12 protein-coding genes are annotated in these 13736 nt (G+C 47.9%); 11 read left to right on the forward strand and 1 reads right to left on the reverse strand.

Translation table 11 applies throughout. The annotated features are described in order from the left end of the window. The first annotated feature begins 41 nt into the window (after positions 1-41). The 11 genes from kbaZ (at position 42) to ACVB80_RS09140 (ending at position 10437) form a co-directional block, all read left to right on the forward strand. Positions 42-1328: a tagatose-bisphosphate aldolase subunit KbaZ gene (gene kbaZ / locus ACVB80_RS09090; RefSeq protein WP_481080960.1), complete on the forward strand. Its 1287-nt coding sequence runs from the start codon at positions 42-44 to the stop codon at positions 1326-1328. A gap of 13 nt (positions 1329-1341) precedes the next feature. Continuing rightward, positions 1342-2523, forward strand: a complete 1182-nt coding sequence (locus ACVB80_RS09095; RefSeq protein WP_481080961.1) for an SIS domain-containing protein — start codon at positions 1342-1344, stop codon at positions 2521-2523. Positions 2524-2549: 26 nt separating this feature from the next. Beyond that, entirely contained in the window at positions 2550-3050 is a 501-nt protein-coding gene (gene agaV / locus ACVB80_RS09100) for a PTS N-acetylgalactosamine transporter subunit IIB (RefSeq protein ID WP_481080962.1), read from the forward strand. A gap of 48 nt (positions 3051-3098) precedes the next feature. Continuing rightward, the gene (agaW, locus tag ACVB80_RS09105) at positions 3099-3869 is read left to right on the forward strand and encodes a PTS N-acetylgalactosamine transporter subunit IIC (protein ID WP_238822409.1); all 771 of its coding nucleotides are present in this window, start codon (positions 3099-3101) and stop codon (positions 3867-3869) included. Further along, positions 3859-4752 (forward strand): PTS system mannose/fructose/sorbose family transporter subunit IID, encoded by an 894-nt coding sequence (locus ACVB80_RS09110; protein WP_481080963.1) that lies wholly within the window; start codon positions 3859-3861, stop codon positions 4750-4752. The genes agaW and ACVB80_RS09110 overlap by 11 nt, the downstream gene beginning before the upstream one ends. Positions 4753-4819: 67 nt before the next feature. Beyond that, positions 4820-5263 (forward strand): PTS galactosamine/N-acetylgalactosamine transporter subunit IIA, encoded by a 444-nt coding sequence (gene agaF / locus ACVB80_RS09115; protein WP_481080964.1) that lies wholly within the window; start codon positions 4820-4822, stop codon positions 5261-5263. 2 nt (positions 5264-5265) lie between these two features. Continuing rightward, entirely contained in the window at positions 5266-6429 is a 1164-nt protein-coding gene (gene nagA / locus ACVB80_RS09120) for an N-acetylglucosamine-6-phosphate deacetylase (protein ID WP_481080965.1), read from the forward strand. A 100-nt stretch (positions 6430-6529) separates the two neighbouring features. After that, positions 6530-7360 carry a 5-dehydro-4-deoxy-D-glucuronate isomerase gene (gene kduI / locus ACVB80_RS09125; RefSeq protein WP_455291685.1) on the forward strand — a complete coding sequence of 277 codons (831 nt, stop codon included), beginning with the start codon at positions 6530-6532 and terminating at the stop codon, positions 7358-7360. A 417-nt stretch (positions 7361-7777) separates the two neighbouring features. Then, entirely contained in the window at positions 7778-8533 is a 756-nt protein-coding gene (gene kduD, locus ACVB80_RS09130) for a 2-dehydro-3-deoxy-D-gluconate 5-dehydrogenase KduD (RefSeq protein WP_481080966.1), read from the forward strand. A 12-nt stretch (positions 8534-8545) separates the two neighbouring features. Then, positions 8546-9595 carry a glycoside hydrolase family 88/105 protein gene (locus ACVB80_RS09135; RefSeq protein ID WP_481080967.1) on the forward strand — a complete coding sequence of 350 codons (1050 nt, stop codon included), beginning with the start codon at positions 8546-8548 and terminating at the stop codon, positions 9593-9595. Between the two features lie 119 nt (positions 9596-9714). Continuing rightward, positions 9715-10437: a DUF6250 domain-containing protein gene (locus ACVB80_RS09140; RefSeq protein ID WP_481080968.1), complete on the forward strand. Its 723-nt coding sequence runs from the start codon at positions 9715-9717 to the stop codon at positions 10435-10437. A 121-nt stretch (positions 10438-10558) separates the two neighbouring features. Here ACVB80_RS09140 and ACVB80_RS09145 read toward each other — a convergent pair whose 3' ends face one another. Further along, a complete protein-coding gene (locus ACVB80_RS09145) occupies positions 10559-13636 on the reverse strand; it encodes a chondroitinase family polysaccharide lyase (protein ID WP_481080969.1) in 3078 nt (1025 codons plus the stop codon). Positions 13637-13736 lie beyond the last annotated feature (100 nt).

The following is a 13736-nucleotide window of genomic DNA, read 5'->3' on the forward strand; positions in this document are numbered from 1 at the left end:
CCATCGCCACATTTTTTAGATGTTGACTTTGGAGTTAGTAAATGAACACCCTTCTTAATCTCGTTCAACGCCATAAAGCAGGCGAAAACAATGGAATTTATTCCGTTTGCTCTGCTCATCCGCTGGTAATTGAAGCGGCGCTTACTCAGGCGTTGAGTGACGATTCTTTGTTATTGATTGAGGCTACCTCCAACCAAGTAGACCAGTTTGGTGGCTATACGGGGATGACGCCCGTTGATTTTCGTAACTTTGTTCTTTCGCAAGCTGAAATGTTGCGTTTTCCTACCGAGAAACTGATTTTAGGTGGTGACCACCTGGGCCCTAATCGCTGGCAGCACCTTGCGAGTGAAGAAGCGATGACTAATGCTGACGCACTCATCGCTGCCTATGTTGCGGCGGGCTTTAAGAAGATCCACCTCGACTGCAGTATGTCCTGTGCCGATGATCCGACTCCGCTATCTGATGAAATAGTAGCCGCGCGCGCCGCACGTCTTGCCAAAGTTGCTGAGCAAACGGCTTGTGACACTTTTGGTCAGAGCGATCTTGTTTATGTGATTGGGACAGAAGTGCCCGTCCCTGGTGGGGCGGCGGAAGAACTAGAAGAGCTTGAGGTTACTTCGCCTGATGCTGCCAGGCAAACCCTTGAGTGTCATCGAACTGCGTTTGAAAAAGCCGGGGTTGGTTCATGCTGGTCTCGCGTTATCGGCTTAGTGGTCCAACCTGGAGTTGAGTTTGACCATACTGGTGTAATTGATTATGACCCAGCTAAAGCCCAGGAGTTAAGTCAAGTTGTCAACCATTATGACCACTTAATCTTCGAGGCGCATTCTACCGATTATCAAACCGATAAAGCTTATCAGGCATTGGTTGAAGATCATTTCGCCATTCTGAAAGTGGGCCCTGCGCTGACTTTTGCCATGCGTGAAGCGCTGTTTAACCTTTGTGACATTGAAGATCAGATCGTGACGAAGGCGCACTGTTCCAATTTAAGGGAGCAGGTCGAGCAGCAAATGTGTGACGCCCCAGAATACTGGAATAAATATTATCACGGCAGTGAATCTGAACAGCGTTTTGCGCGTTGTTATAGCTTCAGTGACCGCGTCCGTTATTACTGGCCAGACGAAGCGATTCTTCACGCGCAATCAAAACTGTTCGACAACCTGAACCGCTTTGGCATTCCACTGCCACTGCTGAGCCAATATATGCCGGAGCAGTTCCACGCAGTGCGTGAAGCAAAAATTAAGGCATTACCCAAAGAGTTAGTGATCGACAAAATTCGTCAGGTACTTCGCAGTTATGCGAAGGCGTGCAAGCTAGATAGTTTTTAAGAGGTAGAACAACATGAACCAATATCTTGGTTATTCAGAGAGCGAACTGGAACGGCTTAAAGGTTTTTGGACCGCAAAAGAGATTGAGCAGCAGCCAGCGTGCTGGCAAAAAACACATGCCATTATTCAGGAGTGTCGCACTCAAATCAGCACCTTTATGGCAGACGTTTTTTCCCAGCCAAAACTGCGCATTGTTTTGACGGGAGCCGGGACTTCCGCTTTCGCTGGGCGTGCTTTAGCCCCTGCGCTGGCAAAGCAAACCGGGTTACGTATTGAAGCTATCGCCTCAACAGACATCGTTTCTAACCCAGATGAATATCTGGCAGAAGATCTGCCGACCTTGCTGGTTTCTTTTGCCCGTTCAGGTAACAGCCCTGAGAGTGTGGCAGCGGTTGAACTGGTGAACAACAAGCTAACCACGGCATATCACCTGGTATTAACCTGTAATGTCCAGGGAGAGCTTTATACCCGCTGCCAGGCTGACAGCCAATCTCTGGTGCTTTTGATGCCAGAGGAAACCAACGATAAGTCGTTTGCCATGACCTCGAGCTTCTCGTCAATGATGCTCGCGGCATTTTCATCGTTGACAATTTCGCAAGACCACTCGAAAGAAGTTGAAAGATTCTGTAAATGTTCTGCGGCATTGGTCAAAGAAATTAATAAAGATATCAGTAATATAGCATCAGAGTCGATGCGACGTGTTATTTACCTGGGCAGCGGTAGTTTGCAGGGCCTGGCACAAGAGTCCGCATTGAAGCTGTTAGAGCTTACTGCGGGTAAGGTAGTCGCTTGCTATGACTCCCCTTTGGGTTTCCGTCATGGTCCTAAGTCTATCGTTGACAGTGAAACGATGATCGTTGTGTTTATTTCAAATGATCCATACACCCGTCAATATGACCTTGACCTGCTTGAAGAACTTCGTCGTGATAATCGCGCAAAACGCGTTATTGCTATCAGCGCCCAGCACGAAGACAGAGTTGCCGCCGGACAGCATTACGTCATTCCTGATATGGCGGAAGCGACGGATTCGGAACTGCTCTTTCCTTATATGTTGTTTGCCCAGAGCTACGCTTTTCACCGGGCGATAGCCCTGGGCAATACCCCTGATAATCCTTGTCCATCGGGTGAAGTCAACCGCGTGGTACAAGGCGTCACCATCCATTATTCACATAACTATTTAAAACAAAGCCAATAAATTATAACCCGAAAGGTAGAACGCTTATGACTGCACCAAACATAGTCTGGACACGTATCGATGAACGCCTGCTGCATGGCCAGATTCGCATTACGTGGGGCAAGCACACCGAAGCAAACTTGATTTTGGTGGCCAATGATGATGCGGCCGAGGGGCCAAACGCGGCCTTTATGCAAGCAGGAATGAAGGCATCGGCAGGAGGAGAATACGCGGTTCGCTTTTTCTCTGTCCAAAAAACGATCGATGTTATTCATAAGGCCTCGCCAAAGCAGAAGATTTTCGTCTTGTGTAATAACCCGACCGATGTTGCACGACTTGTAGAGGGAGGGGTGCCAATTAAACACTGCAATGTGGGCAACATGCACTTCCATGAAGGCAAACGACAAATTGCGAAGACGGTTTCAGTCAGTGATAAAGACATTGAAGCCTTTGAATACATGGTTGGTAAGGGGGTGGTGTGTACTATACAAAACACCCCTGATCAAACCCCAGTGGATGTACTGGAACTCGCAACGACCAGTGCATAACGCACTGATACATAAATCATAAACATGAATTTAACAAAGGAATAGATCATGGTTTTTGAAGCTACGCTTGTCGCTATATGGGCGTTCTTCTGTGGCATCGATAAATACGATGTTGCGTTGAACATCCACCGACCACTTATTACCGGCCCCATTGTTGGTCTGATAATGGGTGATATGCAAACTGGCTTGATTGCTGGCGCTACGCTGGAACTGGCCTGGTTAGGCTTAGTACCTAATGCAGGTGCTCAGCCGCCTGATGTAACAATGGGTACTATTGCTGCAGTTGCGTTTGCAGTTATGACCGGTCAATCCCCTGAAGTTGCTATGGGTGTTGGTATGCCTATCGCGGTATTGATGCAGATGTTGGTGATTGGTTTCTTTGCGCTGACCTCTTTCACTATGGGTAAAGCAGACCGTTTCGCAGAGACCGGAGACTCAGCAGGTATCGATAAGTTACTGGTGACAACCATCAGTTTGCGAAGCCTGATGTATGCAACCGTCGCCTTTATTACCGTCTACTTTGGTGAGCATGCTGCAAGCTGGATTGATGAAAATGCACCGAAAGTATTGCTGACCGGTTTGGGTATTGGCGCCAAGATGGTCCCAGCGATTGGTTTCGCGATGCTACTTAAAATCATGTGGTCGAAAGAAGTGTCAGGTGTGTTCTTTATCGGTTTTGTGATGACGACTTACCTGAAACTGCCAATCATGGCGGTGGCAATTCTCGGCGCTTCAGCTGCGGCACTGTACTACTTCTTTAGTGGAAACAACGGAAGTTCAAATAACCAACAAGTAGAGGAATTTGAAGATGGCATCTGATATCACTGCAGGCACTCTTGCCAATAACAATACTAAGGTTCATGAAAATCTGGTGGATGATGTCGATTCATATGAAGACACCACCCCACGCCAGGTGATTACCAAGAAAGACCTGTGGAAATGTGCCCTGCGTGGCCTGTTCATGGAAGGTAACTTTAACTTTGAACGTATGCAGGCGGGTGGTTTTGCGTTCTCGATCATTCCTGCGCTGAAAAAGATCCACGGTAACAACAAACGTGACCTGGCTAAAGCATTAAAGAACCACTTACAGTTCTTCAATGCCAGCCCTAAGCTGTTCACTTTCTTGCTTGGTACTGCCATTGCAATGGAAGAAAACAAAGAAAAGCCATCGACCGTGAACGTAATGAAGGTGGCGGGTATGGGGCCAACCGGTGGTATCGGTGATGCGATTGACCACATGACCTTGATGCCACTGACGTTAGCTTTGGGTGCGTCGATCGCGATGGAAGGCTCTATTGCTGGTCCGTTCGTGTTCTTCTTCTTGTACCAAATTGTTCACTTTGCGGTGTACTTTGGTCTGATGTTCATGGGCTATAAAGCGGGTACCGCCGCTATGGTCAACATGAGTGATGCGACCGAGAAGTTAGCGAAAGCGGCCAACATTATGGGTATCTTCGTTATCGGGGCCTTGTCGGCGACCTTTATACGGGTGCAGACCACCGCTTCCCTCGAACTGGGCGGCAAAGTGGTTGAGCTACAAAGTGCTCTGTTTGACAAGATCATGCCGAACTTACTGCCGCTGGCTTTAGTGTTCTTTATGCTTAAGTTGGTGAAAGGCACAGGCTTCTGGGCGAAACCTCCGGTGCTGATCTTCTCTACCCTTGCGGCAGGTGTTGTTGGACACTTCCTGGGTATTCTGTAATAAAAGCAAACAGTTAGACTGGTAAAAAGGGGGGAGGCGACTCCCCCTTAATATCAACGAGGTAGTTATGATTGGTATTGTTGTTTCTGGGCACATTAATTTCGCCACCGGTATGCAGTCGGCAGTTAAAGCGATAGCGGGTGAGCAAGAGCAGATGCAGTTTATTGATTTTGTGGAATCGATGTCGACAGATGAGCTGGAAGCTGAACTACGCAGAGCGGCGAAAGAAGTGGACTCTGGTGAAGGGGTGCTGTTTTTGACCGATATCCCTGGAGGTTCACCGTGTAATCGTGCCCTGGCTATTTTGATGGATGGTGAAAATGTTGAGCTTATCGGCGGTGCCAGTTTACCGATGATTGCCAACGCAGCGTTTGAACGCGAAGACGGCAGTTTAAAGGAGCTGGTCGAGACACTATTAGATATTGGTAATTCTTGCATGCAAGACATGCGTAAAGAGCTTGAATTATTGGTGCAGCCTGAGCCGGTTGCCGAGTGTGAAGACGGATTGTAATCATGCGGCATGCTTATGTTGCCGATCGAGTGTTTACCTCTAAAGGCATAGAGACCAACCTCGCCGTTGTGGTTGAAAATGGAAAGATTGTTGAGTTAACCCGCCACATACCCAGTGATTGCGAGGTTGCTCACTTAGCGGGGCAGTCTCTGTTACCGGGCTTTATTGACATCCATATCCATGGCCGTAATGGTTTTGATGTGATGGATGCTACGGATGAGGCACTGGATGGTATTTCCGCTGCGCTACCGCAAACGGGGGTTGTCGCATGGGTTGGTACTACAGTGACGGCGCCATGGAGCGACATCACTGACGCGATCTCTCAGATAAAAAGTTATGTCGCAGAGCGCCCACAGGCCTCGTGCCAAGTGGGGGCCGAGCTGTTAGGTAGCTTTCTTGAAGGGCCATATTTCACCGAGCCTTATCGCGGATCTCATCCGCCCGCGTATTTAAAGCCAGCGACCATCTCTGAGCTCGAGCAACTGCTTGAGGTGGGAGGAGACAGTTTAATTCGTGCCGCGGTCGCGCCTGAAGCACCCATGGCCATGGAAGCGATTCGTTGGTTAACGACCCATGGAGTCAAGACTTCAGTGGCGCATACCGAAGCAACGTTTGCTCAGGTGACCGAGGCGTACCAACTTGGTGCAGATTGCGGCGTTCATCTGTTTAACGGCATGCGCGGTTTGCATCACCGCGAGCCGGGCTGTACTGGGGCGGTGTTATATCACGACATGTTGGCAGAGCTGATTGCCGATGGCGTTCATGTTGATCCTGTGATGATGCAATTGGCTTACCGAATGAAAGGCTATCAGGGCATTGCGTTGATAACCGATTGTATGCGCGCTGGTGGCCTGGATGACGGAGAGTACCCGTTTGGCGCCCAAACTATTACGGTGAAAAACGGTGAAGCTCGCAGCCCTTGTGGATCGCTTGCCGGGAGCACCTGCAGTTTAGACCAGGCAATACGTAACATGATTTTTCATAGTCAGGTGCCTGAGTGGGAAGCGGTGCAGATGGCATCGGCAGTGCCAGCTCAGTACTTGGGTTTAAGCGATCGTTTAGGCAGCATCGCAGTCGGTATGGATGCCAGTTTCACCTTAGTCAACGATCAATTTGAAATACAAGCAACCTCAATTTTTGGTGGCTGGGCTTATCAGAAGAGTTAAGCAAGTTTACCTCTGTTGAGATCTTTTTAAAAAACAGTTTTAAGCCACCTCGCGAGTATGGAGCGTGGCTTGCAATGCAAAAAAGTGAAGAGGCTTTAGCATGGAAATTCGTCAACCTATCCATAGTGAGCACGCTAAGCAGTTAGATACTGCGGGATTACGCGAGCAGTTCTTGATTGAAAATCTGTTTCAGTCGGGACAGATTAACTTAACTTACAGCCATATCGACCGCATCATTGTTGGTGGGGCAGTACCCACGAGCGAGGCTATCGCTTTTGAAGGCGGCAAAGAAATTGGCGTCGATTTCTTCCTTCAGCGCCGCGAACTCGGTGTGATCAACATCGGTGAAGCGGGGCTGGTGGTTGTTGATGGCGAAACCTTTGAAATTGGTGCACGTGAAGCGATTTATGTCGGCATGGGCGCTAAAGAAGTGCGTTTCGAGAGCATCTCTGCAGATAAGCCAGCGCGTTTTTATCTTAACTGCGCCCCTGCGCATCAAGCGTATCCCACGCGTAAAATCAGCCGTGAAGATGCTGCGCCAGAAACTTTAGGCAGTCAAGAAAACTGCAACGTACGCACCATCTATAAGTACCTGCACCCGGCAGTATTGCCGACCTGTCAGCTACTAATGGGCATGACAGAGTTGGCGCCGGGCAGCTTGTGGAATACCATGCCGTGTCATACCCATGAGCGCCGTATGGAAGTGTACTTATACTTTGATATGCAAGCAGATAATATCGCTTTCCACTACATGGGCGAGCCGCAAGAGACGCGTCATATTGTGGTTCGTAACGAGCAAGCGGTGATCAGCCCAAGCTGGTCGATTCATTCAGGCGTGGGCACGGCGGCCTATACCTTCATTTGGGGGATGGTGGGCGAGAACCAAACGTTCCACGATATGGACCACGTTGCGATGAGCGATCTTAAGTAAACCCATACCGATTTTTTATATCCATCAGTAAAAGCGAAACCTTGTGATGATCTGCTCTATAGCAATCATCACGGCTTAGGTTTCGCTTTTTTTTTGTCTGAGATTTCCTCACCTGGTAATCAGGGGTAACTTTCGTTTTGTTGTATTTTCTCTTTCATTTTGACTAAGTGTCACTTAAATTAACATTTAGCCTTTCATTTGCTTTTGTTTTTGGTTTTTATGTGATCTTGGTCTCTTTAATCTTTCGTATGCTTTCGTATTATTTTCATAGTTCTTCGAAAGTGCGGTTGATAAGGCAGTTAGTCACCAGCATGTTTTCGATATTGTTAACGAACCACCATAGCCATAGCCATAGCCGTGCGGGGTCATCTCCACCGCTGCGCTCTCTTAGCTATGGCACAAAGCTAGGAATGAATAATGAAACTTTTTGATCTCACAGGTAAAGTAGCTATCGTAACCGGTTGTAATACAGGTCTTGGCCAAGGTATGGCACTGGGTTTGGCAAAAGCGGGCGCGAACATTGTTGGTATTGGCCATGAGCCTGCGCCAGAAACGCAGCAGCAAGTTGAAGCGCTAGGGCGTAAATTTCATTACATTACCGCAAACTTAATGGAGCAAGCACAACTCAACCAAATCGTGGCAGAAGCGGTAGAAGTGATGGGACAAGTCGATATCTTGGTTAATAACGCGGGCATTATTCGTCGTGAAGATATCTTAGAGTTCTCGGAAGAGAACTGGGACGACGTGATTAACATCAACCAAAAAACTTTGTTCTTCCTTTCTCAATCAGTCGCGAAACAATTTGTGAAACAAGGTAACGGTGGCAAGATCATTAATATCGCTTCAATGCTGTCATACCAAGGTGGTATCCGCGTGCCATCGTACACTGCGAGTAAGTCGGCGGTGATGGGGTTGACCCGTGCTTTGGCAACTGAGCTTGCGGAGCACAACATCAATGTTAATGCGATTGCACCAGGTTACATGGCAACAGACAATACAGCCGCGCTGCGGGCGGATGAAGCGCGCAACGCAGCGATTTTAGAGCGTATCCCTGCCAATCGTTGGGGAATGCCAGCCGATCTTGAAGGACCTGCGGTATTTTTAGCATCAAGCGCCAGTGATTACGTCAATGGTTATACCGTAGCAGTTGATGGCGGCTGGTTGGCGCGTTAAGGAGTAGATGAGATGGGATTGGGTAGTAAACAAAGTATTCTTGATACGATGAAGCGAGTGTATCGATATCAAGCGGCGAATCAAACTCGTAGCGTGATCCGCCGCAGCGGCAAAACGCGTTTTATCAAAGATACCGATTGGGAGCGAGGCGTATTTTGGTCGTGCACTTCGGCGGCATGGCTAGCCACTGACGATAATGAGTATCTTGAGGGCGTGATGAATTATGCGCTGCATACAGGCTTTCGCACCGGGCCCAATGCCCGTTTTGCTGATGACCACATTTGTTGCCAAGCTTACTTAGATGTTTACCCAGTCGTTGACCAAATTGAAGCGTTAGAGCCTACCATTAAAGCGCTCGACATTATGCTCGATAGCCCGGAAGCGGGGCGTAAAGATTGGTGGTGGTGTGATGCGCTGTTTATGGCACCGCCAAGCTTTGCGGCGCTGGCGAAGCAGACGGGTGAGCAAAAATACTTAGACTACATGAACACCGCCTACTGGGATTCTGTCGAGCATTTGTTTGATGAGGAAACAGGGCTGTTTTATCGCGACTATCGCTACATTCCTGATGGTACTGGCAGCGAACTGCGCGAAGCTAATGGCAATAAAGTCTTTTGGAGTCGTGGCATTGGTTGGGTATTAGCGTCGGTACCACGTTTAATGGCGCGGATGCCAGAAGACTATGCCCCACGTGAGCGCTACCTTGATCTCTTTATCAAGCTTGCTGAACAAGTGATTAAGTACCAACAAGCCGATGGTTTTTGGCGTACCAGTTTACTAGACCCAGAAAGTTTCCCAGCGCCAGAAAGCAGTGCCACATCACTATTTTGCTACGGCTTAGCGTGGGGGATAAATAACGGCCATCTTGACCGTGATACTTACCTGCCTGTGATTGAAAAAGCCTGGCAAGCGCTGCAAGGCTGCATTCATGAAAACGGCATGATGGGTTGGGTACAGCTACCAGCCTTTAACCCGCGCGATGTGAAGTTTGAGCACAATATTGATTATGGTGCCGGCGCTTACATGCTTGCGGCGACGGAAGTGGCGTTATTGGCTCAGTAGCCACATAAGTCTTACGGCTTAATATTATTACAACATAATTCAATTAAAAGCCGAATCAGTTTGATTCGGCTTTTGTCTATATGTGCGGTTAATTTATCATTGATATAAAGGGAAGCATAATGAGAACCATTAGTAAAATTTTAACCTTACCTCTTATGATTTGCAGCAGTTTAGCTTATTCACAAGATACTATAAGCCACTTGGATTTATTAAATAATAGCGGGAAATTAATATATTCCGATTCGTTCGAACAATCGCTGGAGCAATGGGTAGTAGAAAAAACCGATCAAACAAAGGTTGGTATCATTGATGGTTCATTGGATATCGATGATGGTGCAGGGGTTACCGTATGGTTTAAACCAGAGCTAAGTACGCCATCGGTGATCGAGTTCAATGGTGCTGTTGTGGTTGCTGGCGGTAAGAATGACCGCGGTACGGATCTGAACTTCTTTTGGATGGCTCAAGAGCCGGGTAGTGCAGACTTTTTCAGTAAATCCGACTGGCGCTCTGGCAACATGCGCAAGTATGACCCTATGAGACTTTATTATATTGGCTATGGAGCGAATGATAACTCAACCACACGTTTTCGTCGTTATCCTGGTGATGGTACTAGACCACTTTTACCTGAATATGATGTGAAAGATGTCGAATTTATGAATGTCCCCAATAAATATACCAATATCAAAATATTTAATTTAGATGACAAGGTAATGGTTTACGCCAATGATAAACTATTATATCGCATTGAAGATGAATCGATGTTTAAGTCTGGTCGATTTGGCTTTAGAACATGGAAAAGCCATTTGAAAATCGATGATTTTAAAGTTTATTCTATTCAGTGAGAAATATAAGAATATCTCTAATAAGGTGAGAGTATTCTATTGCAAAGCGCAAAATAAGCCTTCGCACTGATGAAAAAAACAGCCGCTCGATTGAGCGGCTGTTTTGGTTGCTAATTATGAGTTACTTTCTCCTTAGTTCGAACTGCTCAGGCTTAGCGTCGGTGGTGGTGACGCGGATCTGAGTATTGCCTGCAGTTTGAGTGAGCGCGACTTGGTCGTTCGTGCCGTTCAATTGCCATTCTCCTTTGAGGGTAAACTCGCTTACGACAGGCTTGGATAGGTTATAGCGCCAATCTCTATCATAAATGCTGACTTCGACTTGCTCGCCGCTGGCGTCTACTTGATCGGGATCTTGACCTTGATACAAGGCCAGATCAGGATTTACCACACTTAGCGAAAGCTGATCTTGCGCTGCGTTTTGTTGCAACATGATCTGACTGGCTGTGGTTGAGGCAAGCACTAATCCCGTGTGATTGGTGGTTGCTGGGCTAAAGAATGCATACCCTTCTACGCCCTGCTCAGTCTTGATGGCATGGAGCTTGGTGTCTTTTTGTAGCACACTATAGACAGGTTTAAGCGCATCTTGAGCGGCAATTTTTATCGCGTATTCATACTCGCCATTGCTTGGCGCTTTGCCATGGTCTATTACTGCCGTGGCAAATTGACCGGTGGTTGGCGCGCCGTCATCTTCATCGTTGGAGTGCTGCACCTGGTAGCTAAACTTGACCTGCTGCCCAGCCTTACTGGTGACAAAATAACGGTTGCCTGCCGGATCGAGTAGCGAGACGTCGTTTGCGTAGACGCTGTTTGTTCCGAGAGTATCAATTTGCTCTCCGTTGATTTCAACAGGCTCAAGGTTTGCCACACTGTGTTGGAACAGGGTGGTTTGGGTATCTCGCTCAGCGATGTCGTTGACAATGCCCGAGCCCAGCGCGATCACATTATTGCCAAAGATGAAATAGGACTTATGCGCGTAGAAACTCTGCTGCTGATATTTTTTGTGTCCATGTAGGGTCATGGCGAACATCGCGTTGTCGCTGCCTAAGGTATTGGCGCCTGAGTAGCTTTCCGTCGAAAGGAGCATCTCTTCGATGCCCGCCCCTGGTAATTGGTGCAACTGGGCGCGAAGCTCGTTGTTGGGTAATTGCAATGTGGTTGTGCCTGGGTAACGATTCCAGTCCCAGCCATCGTGACTGAAGGCACGTTTGCTCAGATCAGCAGGGGTTATTTCAAGCTGGCCATACTGCAGATAACGGCCATAGAGATTGTTGGCGGCGTAGGTTTCGTTTCCGACTAAGTAACGGCTGAATCCTCGCGCCGTCGCAAGCCAAGATTGCGACGCATCATCAGGGCTAGTACCGCGCGAGATTGCCATGGATGCATAGTTCATCGCCCAGACACCAGTAGGTTCGTTTTCAGCCATTACGCCTTCAAAACTTGGTTTTTGGGTTAAGTTAGCATAGGCGGCAGCAAGCTCGTGGTCTATCGCGCTGGAGTTATCAGGCGCTCCCGATTGTGCAAGCCATTTAAACGGTGTCGCAGTTATTTTCTGTTTTCCATCGGGATGGCGGCCACTTAATACAATTGGGGTTTTCGTCTCTTTGGTGTACACCCGCATTTTGAGTAACACGTCTTTGATTCTTTCGTGCGCTTGCTGGGAGATCTGATAGTTACTGTGGCTTAAACCAAAAATGACCCCTGATAAACCATTGAAGGCATCTTTGCCATAGGCAGGGTAATGCTGCGAGTGGTGGAAGACACTGCCATCGGGTTTAAATCCGCCGCCAAGGCCATCCGAGCTTAGGAGCGTGGTGCTGAGCCAAGATTGTAGCTGGTGAAGCATGGTTTGGCGCTCAGTTTGATCGGGCAGCAACAGGAAGCTCTTTGTCATCCACTGCAACTGGGTGTTAAGAATATCGACGTTAGATGCGTTGATCTCTTGCTCTGGTTCGTAAACGCGGCCGGTGGCGTTAAACCACATCATCGCTTGCTGGGCTTTTTTAATCAGCTTGTGCTCATCGAGCAGTTTTCGGGCGATAAACAGGGCATCAAAGAACTCACGGGTTTGATAACCGACGTGGGTGATGATTTGAAAGCCCGAGCCGCCTTCCCACCCTTGATCAAAGGCATAACGGCTTGCATCAACAAAAGCTTTTTCTAACGCGGCTCTGTTTTCATCAGACAGTGACTCACTGCGAAGATACTTGGCGGTTTCCAACATTGCTTTACCCAGGGTGCGAATACTCATGGTGTCGGTAAGCATGGCGAGAGTGTCATCAGTGACGATACCGGTTTTTAAGAAGTTGTGTCGTTTAGGGTGGTCAAGTGGTTTGCCGGTGTAGCTACCGTCGCCATTTTGCTCGATCATGAAAGCTTGGTATTTAGCAAGATTCGCATCAATTTTTTGTTGAGAAACAATTAACTGGCTGTTTACTCCTAAGTGTTTGTCGAAGTTTTGATACAGGACTGCGCTATCACCTTGGCTATCATCGAAGGTAAGATCATAGTTAAAACTTGGCTGCTCTGCGCGTAGCATTTGATCGTACATAAGTAGCGCTGTCCAGTTCTTACTCGCCATATTGACCACATCGGGGTTGACGAAAGGCTGCTGGATATCGGCGGTTGGCCAGCGGTTATCGACCGGCACCGCCATCATGGTTTGGTCAAAATAGAGCGTGCCACTGGTATCGGGAGCGGTAATGGTTAAACGGTTCATGCCAGCACTTGGTGTGCCATCCATGTCTCTAAATGGGACTGAAATGCCCCGCCAGCCGGTAAAATTTAAGCCATATTTGAACTGACTTTGAGGGCTGTCACCATGGCCAAATTGAAAGGTCAGGGACTGATCGGATGGGACCTCATTGTAGACCCAAGCCATAAAGGTGTAGGGGGTGATCTCACTGTCGTCGGTTTTGTAACCGATATCTTGGCTGAAGACCAGTTCACTATGTGGCGTAAAGCGCCATTTCAGCGCATTTTGACCATCTTTATAGTGTGTATTGCTAATGGTGAGCGGGTTTGACGATGTGGTCGTGATAGAAGAGGGCAGTCCATTCTCAAAGAAATACATGAAGCCGCCGGGCTCGATTTTTCCTCCTTCTCCTTGGTAGCTATTCAGCTCATCGGTATTACAAGCGGTTAAGGCGATGACCAAACTCATGGCTAGATAGCTTGGTTTACACTGTCGCATGATGTTCATTTGTTTTTCCCTTGTTTTCGTTTATTGGTTGGTGAAGGGTAATGAAACTTGCTTGGTGGTTTATTGAACAGGATCACAGTGACTATTAACAGTTAGCTTT

Source organism: Vibrio sp. 9-16B-A1 (assembly GCF_056726165.1).